This is a genomic window from Bradyrhizobium tropiciagri (assembly GCF_018130505.1).
GTDB classification, from domain to species: domain Bacteria; phylum Pseudomonadota; class Alphaproteobacteria; order Rhizobiales; family Xanthobacteraceae; genus Bradyrhizobium; species Bradyrhizobium tropiciagri_B.
The window spans coordinates 169,117-187,688 of sequence record NZ_JAFCKH010000001.1 but is presented as its reverse complement, the minus strand read 5'-3'; the positions used below and the strand labels follow the sequence as shown (position 1 = coordinate 187,688).

Annotated in this window: 19 protein-coding genes and 1 riboswitch; of the genes, 9 read left to right on the top strand and 10 right to left on the bottom strand. The window is 66.3% G+C overall.

The annotated features are described in order from the left end of the window. Nucleotides 1-64 precede the first annotated feature (64 nt). A riboswitch (cobalamin riboswitch) is annotated at nt 65-279 on the bottom strand. A gap of 36 nt (nt 280-315) precedes the next feature. Both cobO and JQ633_RS00775 read left to right on the top strand, forming a co-directional pair. Beyond that, nucleotides 316-957 (top strand): cob(I)yrinic acid a,c-diamide adenosyltransferase, encoded by a 642-nt coding sequence (cobO, locus tag JQ633_RS00780; protein ID WP_211981351.1) that lies wholly within the window; start codon nt 316-318, stop codon nt 955-957. A 7-nt stretch (nt 958-964) separates the two neighbouring features. Beyond that, nucleotides 965-2,413 (top strand): cobyric acid synthase, encoded by a 1,449-nt coding sequence (locus JQ633_RS00775; protein ID WP_211981343.1) that lies wholly within the window; start codon nt 965-967, stop codon nt 2,411-2,413. A gap of 96 nt (nt 2,414-2,509) precedes the next feature. On the opposite strand, the gene cobD is transcribed toward JQ633_RS00775, so the two are convergent. Continuing rightward, nucleotides 2,510-3,487 carry a threonine-phosphate decarboxylase CobD gene (cobD, locus tag JQ633_RS00770; RefSeq protein WP_211981342.1) on the bottom strand — a complete coding sequence of 326 codons (978 nt, stop codon included), beginning with the start codon at nt 3,485-3,487 and terminating at the stop codon, nt 2,510-2,512. An 11-nt stretch (nt 3,488-3,498) separates the two neighbouring features. Further along, nucleotides 3,499-4,440, bottom strand: a complete 942-nt coding sequence (gene cbiB / locus JQ633_RS00765) for an adenosylcobinamide-phosphate synthase CbiB (RefSeq protein ID WP_349631498.1) — start codon at nt 4,438-4,440, stop codon at nt 3,499-3,501. A 127-nt stretch (nt 4,441-4,567) separates the two neighbouring features. On the opposite strand from cbiB, the gene cobU reads away from it, so the two are divergent. The 5 genes from cobU (at nt 4,568) to JQ633_RS00740 (ending at nt 6,996) form a co-directional block, all read left to right on the top strand. After that, nucleotides 4,568-5,071: a bifunctional adenosylcobinamide kinase/adenosylcobinamide-phosphate guanylyltransferase gene (gene cobU, locus JQ633_RS00760; protein ID WP_211981341.1), complete on the top strand. Its 504-nt coding sequence runs from the start codon at nt 4,568-4,570 to the stop codon at nt 5,069-5,071. A 31-nt stretch (nt 5,072-5,102) separates the two neighbouring features. Continuing rightward, nucleotides 5,103-5,735, top strand: coding sequence for a 5,6-dimethylbenzimidazole synthase (gene bluB, locus JQ633_RS00755; protein ID WP_211981340.1), 633 nt, complete (start codon nt 5,103-5,105; stop codon nt 5,733-5,735). A gap of 67 nt (nt 5,736-5,802) precedes the next feature. Continuing rightward, on the top strand, nt 5,803-6,048 hold the full coding sequence (locus tag JQ633_RS00750; RefSeq protein WP_349631497.1) for a hypothetical protein: 246 nt from the start codon (nt 5,803-5,805) through the stop codon (nt 6,046-6,048). Beyond that, on the top strand, nt 6,045-6,239 hold the full coding sequence (locus JQ633_RS00745; RefSeq protein WP_211981338.1) for a CbtB domain-containing protein: 195 nt from the start codon (nt 6,045-6,047) through the stop codon (nt 6,237-6,239). The genes JQ633_RS00750 and JQ633_RS00745 overlap by 4 nt, the downstream gene beginning before the upstream one ends. Before the next feature lie 10 nt (nt 6,240-6,249). Then, nucleotides 6,250-6,996: a CbtA family protein gene (locus tag JQ633_RS00740; RefSeq protein WP_211981337.1), complete on the top strand. Its 747-nt coding sequence runs from the start codon at nt 6,250-6,252 to the stop codon at nt 6,994-6,996. On the opposite strand, the gene JQ633_RS00735 is transcribed toward JQ633_RS00740, so the two are convergent. Further along, on the bottom strand, nt 6,979-7,806 hold the full coding sequence (locus tag JQ633_RS00735) for a dienelactone hydrolase family protein (protein ID WP_211981336.1): 828 nt from the start codon (nt 7,804-7,806) through the stop codon (nt 6,979-6,981). The genes JQ633_RS00740 and JQ633_RS00735 overlap by 18 nt on opposite strands. Before the next feature lie 95 nt (nt 7,807-7,901). Between JQ633_RS00735 and JQ633_RS00730 the strand changes: the two genes are divergently transcribed. Continuing rightward, complete coding sequence (locus JQ633_RS00730; RefSeq protein WP_211981334.1) at nt 7,902-8,828, top strand: GlxA family transcriptional regulator; 927 nt, start codon at nt 7,902-7,904, stop codon at nt 8,826-8,828. A 27-nt stretch (nt 8,829-8,855) separates the two neighbouring features. Here the strand turns inward: JQ633_RS00730 and JQ633_RS00725 are convergent, their stop codons facing one another. After that, on the bottom strand, nt 8,856-9,551 hold the full coding sequence (locus tag JQ633_RS00725) for a DUF4336 domain-containing protein (protein WP_211981332.1): 696 nt from the start codon (nt 9,549-9,551) through the stop codon (nt 8,856-8,858). A 202-nt stretch (nt 9,552-9,753) separates the two neighbouring features. Between JQ633_RS00725 and JQ633_RS00720 the strand changes: the two genes are divergently transcribed. Further along, nucleotides 9,754-11,049, top strand: coding sequence for a glycosyltransferase family 87 protein (locus tag JQ633_RS00720; protein WP_211981330.1), 1,296 nt, complete (start codon nt 9,754-9,756; stop codon nt 11,047-11,049). 668 nt (nt 11,050-11,717) lie between these two features. Here JQ633_RS00720 and JQ633_RS00715 read toward each other — a convergent pair. From JQ633_RS00715 to cbbX, 6 genes are all read right to left on the bottom strand, one after another. Beyond that, nucleotides 11,718-12,551: an inositol monophosphatase family protein gene (locus tag JQ633_RS00715; RefSeq protein WP_211981328.1), complete on the bottom strand. Its 834-nt coding sequence runs from the start codon at nt 12,549-12,551 to the stop codon at nt 11,718-11,720. Between the two features lie 56 nt (nt 12,552-12,607). Beyond that, nucleotides 12,608-13,798 (bottom strand): multiple monosaccharide ABC transporter permease, encoded by a 1,191-nt coding sequence (mmsB, locus tag JQ633_RS00710; RefSeq protein WP_211981320.1) that lies wholly within the window; start codon nt 13,796-13,798, stop codon nt 12,608-12,610. After that, nucleotides 13,795-15,369, bottom strand: a complete 1,575-nt coding sequence (mmsA, locus tag JQ633_RS00705; protein WP_211981317.1) for a multiple monosaccharide ABC transporter ATP-binding protein — start codon at nt 15,367-15,369, stop codon at nt 13,795-13,797. Before mmsA ends, mmsB begins: the two co-directional genes overlap by 4 nt. A gap of 39 nt (nt 15,370-15,408) precedes the next feature. Further along, nucleotides 15,409-16,476, bottom strand: a complete 1,068-nt coding sequence (gene chvE, locus JQ633_RS00700; RefSeq protein ID WP_283812728.1) for a multiple monosaccharide ABC transporter substrate-binding protein — start codon at nt 16,474-16,476, stop codon at nt 15,409-15,411. Between the two features lie 349 nt (nt 16,477-16,825). Then, complete coding sequence (locus JQ633_RS00695; RefSeq protein ID WP_211981315.1) at nt 16,826-17,542, bottom strand: HAD family hydrolase; 717 nt, start codon at nt 17,540-17,542, stop codon at nt 16,826-16,828. Further along, nucleotides 17,539-18,480 (bottom strand): CbbX protein, encoded by a 942-nt coding sequence (gene cbbX / locus JQ633_RS00690; RefSeq protein WP_211981314.1) that lies wholly within the window; start codon nt 18,478-18,480, stop codon nt 17,539-17,541. The genes JQ633_RS00695 and cbbX overlap by 4 nt, the downstream gene beginning before the upstream one ends. Nucleotides 18,481-18,572 lie beyond the last annotated feature (92 nt).

The window sequence follows — 18,572 nt, the reverse complement described above, 5'->3', positions numbered from 1 at the left end:
CGATGAGGCACGCGAACCGGTGGACAAAGGTTCGCACCCCGTCGCGGAACACCCCGTCCGCCGGTTCTCAAAATCTGCGCTGGCAGGTCTCCCGGCTTGCGGAGCAGGGTTTCATCCCTTCGATGCCCGCCTTCCCGATCCCGTCAGGGAATCAGTGGCTTTGGACATCTCTCCGGTCACGGTCGCGGGGGCGGCTACGCTTCGGACCCGATGTCACGGGCCCTATCGCATTCCCTCTTCGCCTGTCATAGGACAGGAACCAACGCAGGCCCACCATTCGTCCAAGGCACGGACTTGTCAAGCCAAAGGAACGTCATGACCTCTGAAGCAAACGCCGGCGCAGACGAGACGGTCGACACCGAGGCGCGCCACGCCGCCAAGATGGCGAAGAAGAAGGTCGCGCGCGACAAGATCATGGCGACCAAGAGTGGCGAAAAAGGACTGATCATCGTTCATACCGGCGCCGGCAAGGGAAAATCATCCTCCGCCTTCGGCATGATCGTGCGCTGCGTGGCGCATGGCTTCCCCTGCGCGGTGGTGCAGTTCATCAAGGGCGCCTGGGATACCGGCGAGCGCCGTCTGCTCACCGGGCATTTCGGCGATCTCTGCCAGTTCCACGCGATGGGCGAAGGCTTCACCTGGGAGACACAGGACCGCGCCCGCGACGTCGCCGCGGCACAGGCCGGCTGGGAGAAGGCCAAGGAGCTGATCGCAGATCCGGGTCTGCGCATGGTCGTGCTCGACGAGATCAACATCGCGCTGCGCTACGATTACCTCGCGATCGCCGATGTCGTCGATTTCCTGACCACGTCAAAGCCGCCGATGACGCATGTCGTGCTGACCGGGCGCAACGCCAAGGACGAGTTGATCGAGATCGCCGATCTCGTCACCGAGATGACACTGGTGAAGCATCCGTTCCGCTCCGGCATCAAGGCCCAGCCGGGCGTCGAGTTCTGAGCGGATCATGGCGCGCGCATTGATGATCCAGGGTGCGGGCTCGGACGTCGGCAAGTCGCTGATCGTCGCCGGGCTCGCGCGCGCCGCGAGGCGCCGCGGCTTGCGCGTGCTGCCATTCAAGCCGCAGAACATGTCGAACAATGCTGCGGTGACCGTCGACGGCGGCGAGATCGGCCGCGCGCAGGCGCTGCAGGCGCTCGCCGCCGGCGTCGAGCCGCACACCGACATGAACCCGGTGCTGCTGAAGCCGGAGAGCGATGTCGGCGCCCAGATCATCGTGCACGGCAGACGCGTCGCCACGGCGCGCGCACGGGAATATGCGGCGATCAAACCCACTTTGATGGGCGCGGTGCTGGAGAGCTTTGCGCGGCTGAAAGACCGCGCCGATCTGGTGCTGGTCGAAGGCGCCGGCAGTCCCGCCGAGGTCAATCTGCGCAAGTCCGACATCGCCAATATGGGCTTTGCCCGCAAGGCCGATGTGCCGGTGGTGCTGGTCGGCGATATCGACCGCGGCGGCGTGATCGCGCAACTGGTCGGCATCAAGACGGTGATCGATCCCGAGGATGCCGCGATGATCCGCGGCTTCGTCATCAACAAGTTCCGCGGCGATCCGACGCTGTTCGACGACGGCTACCGGCTGATCGAGGCGCGCACCGACTGGCGCGGCTTCGGCGTGCTGCCCTGGTTCGCGCGTGCCGGCGAGCTCCCGGCCGAGGATGCGCTCGGGCTCGGTGAGGCGCGCAGGCCCGGCCAGTGCAAGATCGCGTTCCTCGCGCTGTCGCGGATCGCCAACTTCGACGATCTCGATCCGCTCAAGCTCGAGCCGGGTGTCGACCTCGTGATGGTGCGTCCCGGCGAGGCGATCCCGGGCGATGCAAGACTCGTCATCCTGCCCGGCTCGAAATCGACGCGTGGCGATCTCGCCTTCCTGCGCGCGCAGGGCTGGGACATCGATCTGCTGGCGCATCACCGCCGCGGCGGCCATGTGCTCGGTCTGTGCGGCGGCTACCAGATGCTCGGTCAAAGCGTCGCCGATCCCGACGGGATCGAGGGCCCCGCCGGGGAAACGCGCGGGCTGGGGTTGCTCGATGTTGCGACGGTCATGACCGAGCAGAAAACGCTGACGCGTGTCGTCGCCGTCCATGCCGCCACCGATCAGCCGATCAGCGCCTACGAAATCCATATCGGGCGCACCGACGGCCCGGACCGGGCGCGGCCGTTCGCGCGTATCGATGGCGAGCCGGAGGGTGCTGCTTCGGCCGACGGGCGCGTTCACGGCAGCTATCTGCACGGACTGTTTACGTCGGACGATTTTCGAAAGGCCTTCCTTGCGAAGCTCGACATCCCTGCCGCGGACCAGCCATACGGCGCGAGGGTCGAGAGCGCGCTCGATGCGCTCGCCGATCACATCGAAGCCCATCTCGATGTCGACGGGCTGTTCGCACTCGCGCGTTGAACGAAGCTTCGTAGGGTGGGCAAAGCGGAGCGTGCCCACCCTATCTTGCACGGCTGGTGAAGGTGGGCACGGCGCCAAGAGGCGCCTTTGCCCACCCTACGCAATCTGTTCGCGCGCGAGCACCGCCGCAAGCCGCGACCATTCGCTTTCGTCGCCGGGCAAGCCAAGGCGCAGCCATCCAGCCCTTTGCCCGAACACGCGCGACCAGATGTGGCCGCGCGCAAGCATCTCCTGCGCGGCCAGCGCGTCGCCGGTCTCGTAGAGCCGAAACAGCGGCGTGCCTCCGACAAGCGACCAGCCCTGTGGTCGCGCCATCGCATCAAGCCTCACAGCATCGCGTGCCAAACGCGCTGTTGTCGCCCTCGCCCAGTCGTCATCGCGCAAGGCACGCCGTCCGATCGCGATCGCCGGGCCCGATACCGGCCATGGGCCCGCCATCGCCGCCAGCGCGGCGACATCTGCCGTGCTGCCGAGTGCAAAGCCGAGCCGCAGCCCGGCAAGCCCGTAGAACTTTCCGAACGATCGCAGGATCACGAGTCCCGGCCGCCCGGCCTCCGATGCAAGCGACACATCCGGTACGGCATCGGCAAAGCTCTCGTCGATCACCAGCCGGCCGACGCGCGGCAGCAGCGCGAGCAATTCGCCCCGGTCGTGGCGCATTCCATCCGGATTGTTCGGATTGACGACCACGGCGAGATCGGCGCCTGCAAGCGCGGCGAGATCGGAGACCTCCGCAACGTCCCAGCCGGAGGCGGACAGCACCGCGGCATATTCATTGTAGGTCGGCGCAAGGATGCGCGCACGGCCGCGGCCTGCCAGACGCGGCAGCAATTGTATCGCGGCCTGCGCCCCCGCCAGCGCCACGATCGGCGCGGTGGTGCCATAAGCATGCCGCGCGGCCTCGTGGAGCGATTCAATATCGGATTGTGACGGCAGCGCGCTCCAGCCGCTCGGCCCGACGTCCAGCACGGGATAAGGCACCCGGTTGATCCCCGTCGACAGGTCGATCCAGTCTTCCGTGCCGCCGCCGAAGTGTTGCCGGGCAACATCGAGATTTCCGCCGTGCTCCTGCATGTCCCGCCCTCCTACAGCAACGCAAGAACGACGAACATCCCGGCCAGCAGCAGCATCGCGCGGCGATAGAGCTTCAGCCCGTTGCCGATATCGGCGGCGTCCGGATCGCGCGCGCCCTCGTTCAGCCACGGCTCGTCCGCCGTGCGGCCGTGATAGATGCGCGGGCCGCTGAGCCGCACGCCGAGCCCGCCTGCCATCGCGGCTTCCGGCCAACCGGCATTCGGCGAGCGATGCTTTTGCGCATCGCGCAGCATGCACGACCACGCATCCGAGCGCCGCGAGGCAAGCAGCATGAACAGCAAGCCGGTCAGCCGCGCCGGGAGCAGATTGGCGAGATCGTCGATGCGCGCGGCGGCCCAGCCGAAGGCCTCGTGCCGCTCGCTCCGATGGCCGATCATGGAGTCCAGCGTGTTGATTGCCTTGTAGCCGACGATGCCGGGCAGCCCCAACAGCGCGCCCCAGAACACCGGCGCCACGATGCCGTCGGAGGCGTTTTCGGCCAGGCTCTCGATCGCCGCGCGCGCGATGCCGGCATCATCGAGTGTTGCGGGATCGCGACCCACGATCTGCGACACCGCGGAACGCGCGCCGACGATGTCACCCACTGCCAGTGGAGCGGCGACCGCCGCCACATGGTCATGCAGCGAGCGCAACGCAACCAGCGGCCACGCCAGAATTCCCAGCAAGATCACTCGCGCCCATCCCGAACCGAGCGCGACCTGGATGGCCCAGGCGAATGCGACCGCCAAGGCAATCACGAAAAGCGCTCCGGCAATACCGGCCGCGCGACGCAGCACAGGCGGATCAGAACTCCGGTTCCAGGCGGTATCGATCGCGCTGATCAAGCGGCCGAGCCAGGTCACGGGATGCCCGACACGCGCAAACAGCCAGTTCGGCCAGCCGATCAGGGCATCCAGCGCCATCGCCACTGCCATCGCTCCCGCAAACACCACGCACACATCTCCCGCCGCGATCCCCCTGATGCGCAAGACCCCGGCCGAGCGCAAGCCCCTCGCGGAAGGATTTCGGCTTTGTCTTTCGCCGCGATTGCGGCTAGTGCGGACGCAACAGGAGATCACGATGACCGTCATTCTGGTCACGGGCGGAGCGCGATCGGGAAAAAGCCGCCGCGCCGAGGTTCTTGCGCGCGGCGTTTCCGGACAGCCGGTCTATGTCGCAACGGCGGAAGCGCTCGATGCGGAGATGGACGAACGCATCGCCGGCCACCGCGCGCGGCGCGGCAACGACTGGATCGAACGCGAAGTGCCGCTCGACCTCGTCGAGGCGCTGGCTGCAACCGATGGCGGCGGCGCGCGGCTGGTCGATTGCCTCACGCTGTGGCTATCAAACCTGCTGCATGCGGAGCGCGACTGGTCGCAGGAGGTCATGCGCCTCGCAAACGCGCTGCCGCGCCAGCAAAGCCCGGTGATCCTGGTCACCAATGAGGTCGGCCTCGGCATCGTGCCCGACAACGCGCTGGCGCGCGCGTTTCGCGACGCCGCGGGTATCATGAACCAGACCATCGCTGGTGTTGCCGACTCAGTGGAATTCGTGGTGGCCGGCTTGCCGATGAAGCTGAAATGAGCGTCACTGTGCTGCAGACGAGTCGAGGCTGATGGTCGCATTCGACGAGGCGTTCCGCCGGCAACTGCACGAGCTGTTCGTGTGGCGCCGCGACGTGCGGCGCTTCCGGACCGACTCGCTGCCGGCGGGCACCATCGAGCGGCTGATCGAGATCGCCTGTCTGTCGCCGTCGGTCGGCCTGAGCCAGCCCTGGCGCTTCGTCGTCGTCGAGGACCCGGCACGACGCCGCGCCGTGATCGAGGACTTCAAGACCTGCAATGCCGATGCGCTGCGCTCCTATTCGGGCGAGCGCGCCGCGAAATACGCCGCGCTGAAACTGTCGGGCCTCGCGGAGGCGCCCGGTCACCTCGCGGTATTCGCCGACACGAGCGGCGCGATCGGCTCCGGCCTCGGCCGCGCCACGATGCCCGAAACCATCGACTATTCCGTGGTGGCGGCGATCTGCTCGATGTGGCTCGCGGCGCGCGCCGAAGGCATCGGGCTCGGCTGGGTCTCGATCCTCAATCCGGCGCGGATCCACGACATCCTCGATGTACCGCAGTCCTGGAAATTCATCGGCTATCTCTGCATCGGCTATCCCGAGGCGGAGTGTGACCGGCCCGAGCTCGAACAGGCCAAATGGGAATCGCGGCGGGGTTCGGGTGACTTCACCATCCGACGCTAGCCCGCCGCCGGCCCCCGATCGCGGCGGCGCGGAGTGGCGCGCCGACATCGCCTCACTGGTCTTCCCGGTGGCCGGACACGGTGCCATCTGCGCCGTCCACCGCGGCGCCTTCCGGACGCTGCTTGCGGCGGACCCGACGCCGGAGGACTGCCTTGCTTATTTCCAACGCTTTGAAATTGCATTCGAAGCGGCGGCGCGCGCCAAGATCGCACGCAAGCAGATCGCGATCGGCACCAATCTGCATCTTACCAGTCGCGACATCGCCCGAAAGCTGCTAGAAGCCGGTCAAATCGGAAGTGGAGAACTGCCATGAGCCAGGCCCAGATCACAGAATCGCAAGTCACGCATCTGCCCGTCGCCGGACAGGTCGGACGGCTTGCCCAGTCGCTGATGGCGATGACCCTCGGCCTGTTCATCGTCGGCGTGGTCGGCTTCTCGCATATCGACGTGATCCACAATGCCGCGCACGACGTGCGCCATTCCAACGCGTTCCCCTGCCACTGATCATCGAGGCATGAGCACGTTTCGCGCGATCGTATTCTCGTCGGTCGTTGCCGGGTTCATCGTCGGCCTTGTCGTCACCGCGGCCCAGCAATTCGGCACCGTCCCCCTGATCCTGAAGGCCGAGGTCTACGAGAAGGCGGCCGAGCACCGCCACGACGCCGCGATCGCGCCGCGAGTGATCCTCGTCCACGATCACGCCGAGCAGGATCACGGCGCGCAGGCCTGGGAGCCGCGCGACGGGCTGGAGCGTAATCTGTACACCGCGGGCGCAAACATCCTGACCGCGATCGGCTTCGCGCTGCTGCTCGGCGGCTTCCTGTCGTTGCGTAGCGGCGCCACCGGTGAGCGGCCGTCCTGGCATCAGGGCCTGATGTGGGGGCTCGCCGGCTTTGCCGTCTTTACGATCGCCCCCGGACTCGGGTTGCCGCCCGAACTGCCGGGCGTGCCGGTGGCTCCGCTGCTGTCACGTCAGATCTGGTGGGTGATCGCGGTGTCGGCCACGGCCGCCGGCCTCGGGCTGATCGTGTTCCGCCGCTCGATGCCGGCCGCGATCGCCGGTGTGGTTCTGATCATGCTGCCGCATTTGATCGGCGCGCCCGAGCTGGAGCACATCGAGACCAATGTGCCCTCGTCGCTGTCGCATCAGTTCGTGGTCGCGGTCACGGTGACCAGCCTGATCTTCTGGTCGCTGCTGGGCAGCCTAACCAGCGCCGCCTTCGCCTGGTTCGATCGCCCGGCCTCAGCCGTTCGCGGCTGACAATCTCCGTTTGAAGAACGCCAGGATCTCATCGCGCGCCGCGATCGTCGGTTGGCCGGCCTCGTCGATCAGATGCACGGTCACGACGCTGTGCGGCGTCGTGACGAAATTCGCGAAGAACGGCGGCGCATCGCCGTTCGCCGCGCCGTCGGGGAGCACCCGCCCGACGAAGCGGTCACCGAGCGCCTCGGCATAGGCGGCGAAGCGCTGCGCCATGCAGAACTTGTCGCCTTCGAAGCGATAGGCCAGCACGGTCAGGTCCTCGCGCTCCAGCCGCGCGCGGACCGCCTTGATCTCGTCGGGCGCGATCTCGATGCCGGCCGGATCGTTCAACGGCAAGGACGGCTGCGACAGCACCGGCGCCAGCATCGACGGCTCCAGCATCATGGTCAGCGCGAAATTGCCGGTGAAGCACATTCCGATGGCGCCGACGCCGGGCCCGCCGCATTCGCCATGCGCAAATCGCGCGAGCGAACGCAGCCACTGCGTCACCGGGCTGGACTGGTTCGCAGCCATGGCACGAAACTCCGCGCTGACGCAGGCGCGCTGGAACACCGCGGCCCCCTCTTCGGCGCTCGCCACCGCTCCGTCGCGGCCGAACAATGACGGCATGTAGACTGTGAAGCCGGCGTCGCGCACCCAGCGGGCGAAGCGCGCGACATGCGGGCTGATGCCCGGCATCTCCGCCATCACGATGACCGCAGGACCTTGGCCTGCGACGTAAACCGTCTTGCCGACGCCATCGAGCGTGATCTCGCGGCGCGCGAGATCCTCCAGCGGATCGTCCTTGGTCATCGGGCGGTTCGGCATCTGATGGTTCTCCTGACGCATCTCGCCGACGAAAGTTGCGATTCTCCGTCCACCCGGCTAGTGTCAAAAATGACATTAACCGTGGATTTCCTGACATGACCAAGGTTGCGGTGGTCGAGATCGAGGGCTGCCTCGCGTCAGGCGCCGCCATCACCCACGACGTGTTGGCCATCGCCAACCGGATCAGTGCCTCCAAGCGAGCTCGCTTCGAGGTGACGACGTTGCGATACGGCCGGCGGCGACGCGGCGGCAGCCTGCGCGGCGCCGATCTCGTGATCGTTCCCGGCCTCGGATCGGCATCCGCCGACGAACTGGCGCGGAAACTCGCAACGCCTGCGTGTCTGCGTGCGCGTGACATGCTCGCTGCAGCGTTCGCTGACGGCGCCATGCTCGCCGCGTCCTGCGCCAGCAGCTTCCTATTGGCGGAAACCGGATTGCTCGACGGCCGGCGCGCGACCACGACTTGGTGGTTCGCGCCGCTGTTCCGGCAACGCTATCCGAAGGTCGAGTTGCAGACCGAACGCATGGTGATCGCCGACTGGCCGATCGCAACCGCCGGCGCCGCGATGGCACAAATGGATTTGATGCTCGCGGTGGTGACCCGCTTCGGCAGCCCCGGCTTGGCCAAGGGCTGCGCCAACTATTTGTTGCTGGACGAGCGGCATTCCCAGGCGCCGTTCATGGCGATCAACTATCTCGCCAGCCAGGACCCCAAGGTCGCTCGGGCCGAGAAATGGGTGCGCAGCAATATCGCGCGCGACTTCACGATCAAGGATGTCGCCGGCGCCGTCGCACTGACGCCGCGAACATTCGCCAGGCGGCTGGAATCCACCTGCGGCGTCTCGCCGATCCAGTTCGTGCAGCGGATCAGGATCGAGACGGCGCGCACGCTGCTCGAGACCACGCGCCTCTCGGTCGAGCAGATCGCGCGCGACGTCGGCTACGCCGAACCCTCGACGCTGCGCCGCCTGATCCGGCGCGACACACGGCATTCGCCGCGGCATTTCCGGTCCGCGACGTAGAGCGGTGCGATTGGGTTCAGCTCCGTATCACTTCATCAACCAGCCGAAGGCGCGGCGCAGGAAGGCCGGCGCGGCGGCACCGACAGGCGTCCCGTGCGCCATCAGCACCTTCTGCGCAGGCCACGCGAGGACACGCTGCATGGCCTCGCGCGCGGCGCGGCGATCGGTGAAGGCGAGACGGAATTTGCGCGGCACCGAAGGTTCGGGTCCGACCATGAGATCAAGTCTCGCGATCATCGCTCGCCAGCCCGAGATCATTTCGGATGGGATCTGTTGCAGCAGGTCGGTGAACAGCACCGTCCCACTCGCGATGTGAAAGAACACCGCCTCCGTGGTGATCACATTGCCGCGCATCAAAACCTGATCGATCTGTCCAGCCCAGTCGGGGCTCGGCTTATCGCCGAGATCGGCGTCGAAGGCGATGTCGGCGCGCCGCTTGCGCAAACCCGGCGGCGCGTACAGCGCGGCCTCGGGATAGGCGCGCTTCCACTCCTGCAGGAACAGGTGATGCAGTGAATTGGGCGCCACCAGGTGCCGCACCCGGCCGAGCCCATCGACCGCCGTCCGCAGTTCGCCGGTGAGCCGGACCGGTGACCAGATGAAGAGCGTGCCATCCGCCAGCCTGATGACGGCCATCCGGGTCGGATAATGAAATCCCGCGGCAGCGACATTCGGCCCTTCCGCGATCCAGATATCGCGGCCGAATTCGTGCAAACTTGCCATGTCGGATGATCCATTCACTCCCGTCGGCCGTGCCGGGCCGCCGGTTCGAATTTCTTTACCATAAGTTGCGTGACAGCCCGTGCATGGATGCCCCGTGAGTTCCGCTCGCGTCGAGGCGGCCGCAGCCCGGATCCGCCCTTGTCGCGCAATTGCACCGATCGGATTTACCCGGCCTTAGACGATCTGCCCGCAATGTTCCGCCGTGCACGACACGATTGACATCAAGCGGCCGACAATGCCGGAGCTGGATCGCGCGAAGCGCGCGCCGGGCCTCGCCGGCGATGCCGCGCGCCCGCCGATGGCCGTGCATGGCGCCGCCAGCGCGCCGGCGACCACCGCAATGGCGGTGCTGCGCGAGGCCAATTGGCTCACGCATGACCGGGTCATCGCCTTCACCCGCGTCTTCCTCGTCCTGATGATCGGCTGCATCGCAAGCATCCCGTGGACCATCCCGACGATGGCGGTCGGCCACGACTTCGCTGCGTTCTGGACCGCCGCGCGCCTCGCGCTCGAAGGACGCGCCGCCGATGCTTATGGGGACGCCGGCCGCGCCGCGGTTGCCGCCCTGCTCGGTCAGAAGACCTTTGCGCCGTTCTTCTATCCGCCGACCGCGCTGTTGTTCTGTCTTCCCTTCGCGCTCTTGCCATTTGCGACGGCGGCGGCGCTCTGGATCGCCGCGACCGGCGCCGCCTATGTCGCCGCGGTCAGGGCCGTGCTCAAGGGCGGATCGATCGTCGCCGCGCTCGCCTTCCCCGCCGCCTGGGTGTGCGCGCTGTTCGGCCAGAACTCGCTGTTCTCGGCAGCCTTGCTCGGCGGAGCGGCCGTGATGCTGGATCGCGCCCCGATCGCCGCCGGCGCGCTGCTCGGCTGCCTCACCTACAAGCCGCAGGTCGCACTGCTTGTGCCGCTGGTGCTGCTCGTGACGCGACGCTGGCGCGCGCTCGCCGCCGCGGTCACAACGACGCTGCTGCTGATGCTGGCCGCAACCGCGCTGTTCGGGATCGATCCCTGGATCGGCTTCATCCGCGTGTTGCCCGAGGCCAGCGCCTGGAACATCGGCGGCGCGCCCGGCTTCGACAAATTCGCAAGTCCCTATGCCGCCGTCCGGCTGCTCGGCGGATCCGGCGACCTCGCCTGGATCGCGCAGCTCATCGCGGCCGCGGGCGCAGTCGTCCTCCTCGCCGCAACCTTGCGGACGCGCCCCGGCGGCGCGGCCGAGATCGCGCTGATGGTGGCGGCGACCGGCCTGTGCGTGCCGTTCTTCGGCAATTACGAGATGGTGATCCTGGCGATCCCGGGCGCCTGGCTGATCTCGCAGGCGATCGCGCAGGGCTGGCTGCCCTACGAACGCATCGCGCTCGCCGCACTCTATCTGACGCCGTTCGCCATGGTGCCCGCGAGCAGCCATGACGTGCCGCTCGGGCCGATCGCGATCGCAGCCCTGATCGCGCTGCTCGTCCGGCGCATCAGGTTTCACCGCCGTCATCGCCCGGCTTGACCGGACGATCCAGTACGCCGCGGCTCATCGGATCAACAATGACTGCCTCTGGAATACTGGATCACCCGGTCAAGCCGTGCGATGACACCGCGTTGTGTGGCGCGCGATGTGCCACACACTCGCTGTCGTCCCTACGAGCACATCCCCACCCACCACTGTCATCGCCCGGCTCGACCGGGCGATCCAGTACGCCGCGGCTTCTCGGCTCAACAATGACTGCCTCTGGAATACTGAATCACCCGGTCAAGCCGGGTGATGACACCGCGTTGTTTGGTGGGCGATGTGCCACACACTCGCTGTTGTCCCTGCGAACTACATCCCCACCCACCACTGTCATCGCCCGGCTCGACCGGGCGATCCAGTACGCCGCGGTTTATCGGCTCAACAATGACTGCCTCTGGAATACTGGATCACCCGGTCAAGCCGGGTGACGACACCGCGTTGTTCGGTGGGCGATGTGCCGCACGCTCGCTGTTGTCCCAGCGACTACATCCCCACCCACCACTGTCATCGCCCGGCTCGACCGGGCGATCCAGTACGGCGCGGCTTATCGGCTCAACAATGACTGCCTCTGGAATACTGGATCACCCGGTCAAGCCGGGTGACGACACCGCGTTGTTTGGTGGGCGATCGCGCAACAAATTCGCTGTCGTAGCGGCAGCCCTGCTCTAACCACCCGGCGTCAGGATCGCCTGCTTCACCGCGTGCCAGCTCTCCTCGTCCGGCGCGCACAGCAGGCCGCCGGTCAGATTGACCGGCCGGTACGGCGAGCCGTCGAAATGCGCGCTGTAGCCGCCGGCCTCACGGTGCAACAGCCAGCCGGCGGCGTGGTCCCACGGCATCAGCTTGTTGTAGAACAGGAGGTGGCAGTGGCCCGATGCCGCCATGCGGTATTCATGCGCGGCGCAGCGCAGCCACGCGCTCATGCCGAGCCTCGAAATGTTGCCGGCCACCATCGTGCGCAGATGTTCGGGCAGGAAGTTGATGCCGATGATCGCATCCATCTGCTTGACCGGCACCGGCGGCGCGACCTTCAGGTCATGGCGCTTGCCGTCCGGCGTCGCCAGCCAGGCGCCCTCGCCGCGCAGCGCAAACGCCGTGTCGTTGCAGACGGGATCGTGGATCGCGCCGAACACGATCTCGCCGCGCATCGTGGCGGCGACCATGGTGCCGAACAACGGCAGGCCGGAGGTGAAATTCCGCGTGCCGTCGATCGGATCGATGATGAAGGCGAGCTCCGCGGTTCCGATCTGATCGAGCGCCGCCGGATCGCGCGCCGTGCCCTCCTCGCCGATCACGGCGGCATGCGGGAACGCGCGCAGCAGCGCCGCCGAGATAGCGTGCTCGGCGGCCTCGTCCGCTTCGGTGACCACGTCGAAGGCGGAGGTCTTGGTGCGGACCTCGATCTCCCGCACCCGGCGGAACCGCGGCATGATCTCGGTCACGGCCGCTTCAGCGATGATGTTCCCGATGTTGGCCGCATCGGCATGGGACAGTTTCACGCGCGCTCTCCTGCGTTGATTCGAATTCTTACCGCAGAAATGTGACCGCGCGGCCGTCAGCGGCGCTGGTTGTAGACATCGATGCAGACGGCGCCGAGCAGCACGAGGCCCTTGATCACCTGCTGGTAATCGATGCCGATGCCGAGGATCGACATGCCGTTGTTCATCACGCCCATGATCATGGCGCCGACCACCGCGCCGCCGACCCGGCCGACGCCGCCATAGGCCGAGGCGCCGCCGATGAAGCAGGCGGCGATCACATCGAGCTCGAAGCCGAGCCCGGCCTTCGGCGTCGCGGTGTTGAGCCGCGCCGCGAACACCAGCCCGGCCAGCGCCGCCAGCACGCCCATATTGACGAAGGTGAAGAAGGTCAGCCGCTCGGCCTTGACGCCCGACAATTTCGCCGCCTTGGCATTGCCGCCGACCGCATAGATCTGCCGCCCGATCACGGTGCGCCGGGTGACGAAGCCGTAGAGCGCGATCAGCGCCGTCATGATCACGAGCACATTGGGCAAGCCGCGATGCGAGGCGATCAGATAGGTGAAGTAGAGCACCGCGCCGGCCAGCGCGACGCTCTTGGCGACGAAGAAGGCGTAGGGCTCGACCTCGATGCCGTGCGACGCTTCACGGGCCCGGCTCTTGGCGCTCGCCAGCACAAGAAAGAACGCCAGCGCGATGCCGATCAGCAGCGAGGTCGGATAGAGCGTGCCGGCGCTTGGGAACAGCTCGGGAATGTAGCCCGACGACAGTTTCTGGAAGGTCGGCGGGAACGGCCCGACCGACTTGCCCTGCAGCACCGCGAGCGCAAGGCCCTTGAACACCAGCATGCCGGCCAGCGTCACGATGAAGGACGGAATGCCGAAATAGGCCACCCAATAGCCCTGCGCCGCGCCGATCGCGGCACCAACGATCAGGCAGCCGACGAACGCAAAGGGATAACTGACGTGGTATTGCACCATCAGCACCGCCGCGACCGCGCCGACGAAGCCCGCGACCGAGCCGACCGACAGGTCGATATGCCCGGTGACGATCACCAGCAGCATGCCGAGCGCCATGATCACGATGTAGCTGTTCTGCAGCACGAGATTGGTGAGGTTGAGCGGCTGCAGCAGCGTGCCGTCGGTCATGATCTCGAAGAACAGCATGATGGCGGCCAGCGACAGCAGCATGCCGTAATTGCGCAGATTGTTCTTGATGAAGCCGGTGTGCTTGGGAGTCTCCGGCAGTGATACCGTCTTGTCGGTCATCGCACCGCTCCCTGCATCGGCACCGCGCCGGCACCGGATCCAGGCATCCTGACATTGCGCATGATGGCCCGCATGATGTTCTCCTGCGTCGCGTCGTCCTTCGCGAACTCGCCGACGAAGGCGCCGTCATTCATGACGCAGATCCGGTCGCAGATGCCGAGCAGCTCGGGCATTTCCGACGAGATCACCACGACGCCCTTGCCGGCCTCCGCGAGCTCGTTGATGATACAGTAAATCTCGTACTTCGCCCCGACGTCGATGCCGCGGGTCGGCTCGTCCAGCAGCAGCACCTTCGGGTCGGTCATCAGCCATTTCGACAGCACCACCTTCTGCTGGTTGCCGCCCGAGAGCTGGCCGGTTTCCTGGTAGACGTCGGAGCAGCGGATCCGCATCCGGTTGCGGTAGTCGCTCGCGGCCTTCAACTCGACGAGGTCGTCGATCACGCCGCGCGCGGAGACCCGGCGCAGGCTCGACAGCGTCACGTTCTTGCGGACGTCGTCGGCCAGAATCAGCCCGAGCTGCTTGCGGTCCTCGGTGACATAGGCCAGGCCGGCATCGATCGCGGCCGCGACGCTCGAGAGATCAGGCTCGCGGCCGTCGAGGCGGACCTTGCCGGAGATGTTGTAGCCCCAGGACTGGCCGAACAGGCTCATCGCGAACTCGGTGCGGCCGGCGCCCATCAGGCCGGCAATGCCGACCACCTCGCCGCGGCGCACCGTGAAGTCGACATTCTTGATCACCTGCCGCGCCGTATGCAGCGGATGATGCACCGACCAGTCTTTCACCGTCAGCACCGGCTCGCCGATCTCGACCTTGCGTTCCGGAAAGCGGTGCGCCAGATCGCGGTTGACCATGCTCCGGATGATGCGGTCCTCCTCGATCCGCTCGTTGCGGCAATCGAGGCTGTCGACGGTACGGCCGTCGCGCAGCACCGTGATGCGGTCGGCGACGCGCGCGACCTCGTTCAGCTTGTGCGAGATCAGGATCGAGGCGATGCCCTGGTCGCGAAACGCCAACAGGCGCTCGAGCAGCGCGGCGCTGTCGGCCTCGTTGAGGCTCGCGGTCGGCTCGTCGAGGATCAGCAGCCGCACCCGCTTCGACAGCGCCTTGGCGATCTCGACGAGCTGCTGCTTGCCGACGCCGAGATCGGTGACCAGCGTATCGGGCTGCTCCCGCAAGCCGACCTGCGCCAGCAGTTCGGCCGTGCGCCGGTGCACGATGTTGCGGTCGATCACGCCGAACCGCGACGGCGGGTGCGACAGGAAGATGTTCTCGGCGATCGACATCAGCGGGATCAGCGCCAGCTCCTGGTGGATGATGATGATCCCGAGCGCCTCGCTATCGTTGATGTCGCGGAAGCGGCGCTCCTCGCCATCGAAGATGATGGCGCCCTCATAGCTGCCGGCGGGATAGACCCCGCTCAGCACCTTCATCAGCGTCGACTTGCCGGCGCCGTTCTCGCCGACCAGCGCGTGGATCTGGCCGGCCTCCACGGAGAAGTTGACGTCGCGCAGCGCCTGCACGCCCGCAAAGCTCTTGCTGACGCCGCACATCTCAAGCATTGCCGTCATCGGATCACGTCCCGCAGCGCCCGCCTGCCTCGGTGCGCGCTAGTCGAATTGCGCGCGCTTGTAGTAGCCGCTGTCAATCAGGACTTTCTCCCAATTGGTCTTGTCCACCACAACCGGCTTGAGCAGATAGGATGGAACCACCTTGACGCCATTGTTGTAGGTCTTGGTGTCGTTGACGGCGACGTCCTTCTTGTTGAGCACGGCATCGACCATATCGGCCGTCACCTTGGCAAGGTCGCGGGTATCCTTGAAGATGGTCGAATACTGTTCGCCGCGCAGCATCGCCTTGATCGAGGGTACCTCGGCATCCTGGCCGCTAACGAACGGCATCGGCTGGTCCTTGCTGCCATAGCCGACGCCCTTCAGCGAGGAGATGATGCCGATCGACAGCCCGTCATAGGGCGACAGCACCGCATCGACGCGCTTCTTGCCGTAGAAGGCGCTGAGCAGATTGTCCATGCGCGCCTGCGCGGTGGCGCCGTCCCAGCGCAAGGTCGCGACCTTGTCCATGCCCATCTGGCCGCTGGCGACGACGAGCTTGCCGCTGTCGATGTAGGGCTTCAGCACCGACATCGCCCCATCGTAGAAGAAGTAGGCGTTGTTGTCGTCGGGCGAGCCGCCGAACAGCTCGATGTTGAAGGGGCCCTTGCCCTCCTTCAGCCCGAGCGCCTTCTCGATCGACTGTGCCTGCAGCACCCCGACCTGGAAATTGTCGAAGGTCGCGTAGTAGTCGACATTGGGCGTGTCGCGGATCAGGCGGTCATAGGCGATCACGGTGATGCCCTGCGTCTTGGCCTGCTTCAGCACATCCGACAGCGTGGTGCCGTCAATCGCCGCGATCACCAGCACCTTGGCGCCCTTGGCCACCATGTTCTCGACCTGGGAAAGCTGATTCGGGATGTCGTCCTCGGCATATTGCAGGTCGGTGCCGTAGCCGCGCTCCTTCAGCACCTTGACCATGTTGTTGCCGTCGTCGATCCAGCGCGCCGAGGATTTGGTCGGCATCGCAATGCCGATGCTGGGCTTGCCCTGGGCCAGCGCGTCCGATGCGGCGGCGGAAAGACCGGCCAACGCGAGCGCAAACAAGGTGGCCTTCAACCTGAACATGCGTCACTCCCTTTCTTGTTGAACTGTTTTCGTTTGGCGGACCGCGTCAGTCGTCGTTCACCGCGCGCCCGCTCGCAGCCTCACTGGGCGCAACGCCCCGGATTCAAGGTGTTATGGCACCGCTTGGCGACCCTCTTGCGGGGTACAGCGCTACTATTCCACGGAAGGAATGCCACGACTAGTCATATTATTTGACTATTGGCCGGTGACTAGCCGGGCGAGGCGGCTCTGGGGAGATTGAATAGCGGTTCAACACATCCAGTGTCGTCCCTGCCTAGTGCGCAATTGCGCACCAGGCAGGGACGACACCGAATGTTTGGTGCCGTTCGCGAGTCATCCATTCGCATTCTCAGATATCGATCTCCGAGAGATCATCGACGACCAACAGCGCCCCGGTCCAGTCGTCGTCGCTGAAATAGGCGCTGCGGGTGATGATGACGGGAATGCCGGCCTGCGAGGCCGAAGCCAGCCCGTTGCCGGAATCCTCGATGGCGATGCAGTCGGCGGGCCCGAGCTTCAGCCGGGCAAGGACTTCGACATAAACATCGGGCGCCGGCTTCTTGCGCGGAACATCGTCGCCGGCGACGATCGCCTCGAACAGTGCGGCCCAGTCCCTACCGAGCGCGATCGAGAGCAGCGCATCGATATTGCCGTGCGAGGTCGTGGTGGCGATCGCGAGACGCTGGCCGCGCTCGCGCGCAGCGGCAAGCCAGGCTTCCACGCCAGGCCGCAGCGGACAACCGCCGGCCGCGATCAGCGCGGCGTAATGCGCCGTCTTGGCCCGATGCAGCTCGGCGATCTCGGCAAAGGACAGCGCCGGCGCAGCGTTGCGCTCATCGAACGCACGGATGCGCTCCTTGCCGCCGGTGACGCGCAGCAGCCGGCCGTAGGTCGGCCGATCCCAGACCCAGTCGAGGCCGGCCTCGGCAAACGCGTCGTTGAAGGCGCGGCGATGCACCTCCTCGGTTTCGGCGAGCGTGCCGTCGACATCGAAGATCAGCGCCCGCGCGGTCGCGATGACGTTCCGCATGCCGGCGGTCCGGATCGCCGCGAGCGCCGGGTTCATCGCCCCTCGCCCGCCGCGCCCGTTCCCTTGGCGAACACGCGGCTGGCCAGCACGTCGCCGGCCTCGATCGCCATCACGTCGTCGGCGGTCAGCGTGCGGTCGAGCTTCGCCACGATCCGGTTGGCCTGGCGCAGCCGGATGCGGTCCAGCGCGTTGCGGATCGAGCGGGCGTTGGAGAACAGCGGCTGCGTCTTGCGCGCGGCGATGTAGCGAACGAAAGCCTCGCGTGCTTCCGGAGAGAAACGATAATTCTGCTGCTGCAGCATCAGTTCAGCAATCCAGAGCAGCTCCGCATCCGAATAATCGGGGAAGTCGACGTGATGGGCGATGCGCGAGCGGAAGCCGGGATTGCTCTGGAAGAACTTTTCCATCCGGTCGCCATAGCCGGCGAGGATCACCACCATGTCCTCGCGCTGCTGCTCCATCACCTGCAGCAGGATCTCGATCGCCTCCTGGCCGTAGTCGCGCTCGTTCTCGGGCCGGTAGAGATAATAGGCCTCGTCGATGAACAGCACGCCGCCCATCGCCTTCTTCAGGATCTCCTTGGTCTTCGGCGCGGTGTGGCCGATATATTGCCCGACCAGATCGTCGCGCGTGACGCTGATGACGTGGCCGCGGCGCACGAAGCCGAGCTTGTGCAGGATGCCGGCCATCCGCAGCGCCACCGTCGTCTTGCCGGTGCCTGGGTTGCCGGTGAACGACATGTGCAGGGTCGGAAACGTCGTCGCCAGCGCCATCTTCTGCCTGATGCGCTCGACCAGCAGCAGCGAGGCGATCTCGCGGATGCGCGTCTTCACCGGCTTCAGCCCGATCAATTCGGTATCGAGCTGGTCGAGCACCGTGCCGACGCCGAGGTCGGCGAATTCATGCCGGAGGTCGACGGACGCGAGCGGCGCCTCTTGGGTCTGTTCTTTGGTCTGTTCTTGCAATTGGGTCATCGTCCTCTCTCAATCGAAAAGCTCCGTCGCCGCACGGCGGGCGACGACGGAGAAGTGCATCCGGACCAGGGCGGTCGAGGGAGCAATCCACC

What these genes read in the sequence shown, in the direction of transcription:
- cobO (WP_211981351.1), top strand. Translation starts at nt 316, where the DNA reads ATGACCTCTGAAGCAAACGCCGGCGCAGACGAGACGGTCGACACCGAG.
- JQ633_RS00775 (WP_211981343.1), top strand. Translation starts at nt 965, where the DNA reads ATGGCGCGCGCATTGATGATCCAGGGTGCGGGCTCGGACGTCGGCAAG.
- cobD (WP_211981342.1), bottom strand. Translation starts at nt 3,487, where the DNA reads ATGCAGGAGCACGGCGGAAATCTCGATGTTGCCCGGCAACACTTCGGC.
- cobU (WP_211981341.1), top strand. Translation starts at nt 4,568, where the DNA reads ATGACCGTCATTCTGGTCACGGGCGGAGCGCGATCGGGAAAAAGCCGC.
- bluB (WP_211981340.1), top strand. Translation starts at nt 5,103, where the DNA reads ATGGTCGCATTCGACGAGGCGTTCCGCCGGCAACTGCACGAGCTGTTC.
- JQ633_RS00745 (WP_211981338.1), top strand. Translation starts at nt 6,045, where the DNA reads ATGAGCCAGGCCCAGATCACAGAATCGCAAGTCACGCATCTGCCCGTC.
- JQ633_RS00740 (WP_211981337.1), top strand. Translation starts at nt 6,250, where the DNA reads ATGAGCACGTTTCGCGCGATCGTATTCTCGTCGGTCGTTGCCGGGTTC.
- JQ633_RS00735 (WP_211981336.1), bottom strand. Translation starts at nt 7,806, where the DNA reads ATGCCGAACCGCCCGATGACCAAGGACGATCCGCTGGAGGATCTCGCG.
- JQ633_RS00730 (WP_211981334.1), top strand. Translation starts at nt 7,902, where the DNA reads ATGACCAAGGTTGCGGTGGTCGAGATCGAGGGCTGCCTCGCGTCAGGC.
- JQ633_RS00725 (WP_211981332.1), bottom strand. Translation starts at nt 9,551, where the DNA reads ATGGCAAGTTTGCACGAATTCGGCCGCGATATCTGGATCGCGGAAGGG.
- mmsB (WP_211981320.1), bottom strand. Translation starts at nt 13,798, where the DNA reads ATGACCGACAAGACGGTATCACTGCCGGAGACTCCCAAGCACACCGGC.
- mmsA (WP_211981317.1), bottom strand. Translation starts at nt 15,369, where the DNA reads ATGACGGCAATGCTTGAGATGTGCGGCGTCAGCAAGAGCTTTGCGGGC.
- chvE (WP_283812728.1), bottom strand. Translation starts at nt 16,476, where the DNA reads ATGTTCAGGTTGAAGGCCACCTTGTTTGCGCTCGCGTTGGCCGGTCTT.
- JQ633_RS00695 (WP_211981315.1), bottom strand. Translation starts at nt 17,542, where the DNA reads ATGAACCCGGCGCTCGCGGCGATCCGGACCGCCGGCATGCGGAACGTC.
- cbbX (WP_211981314.1), bottom strand. Translation starts at nt 18,480, where the DNA reads ATGACCCAATTGCAAGAACAGACCAAAGAACAGACCCAAGAGGCGCCG.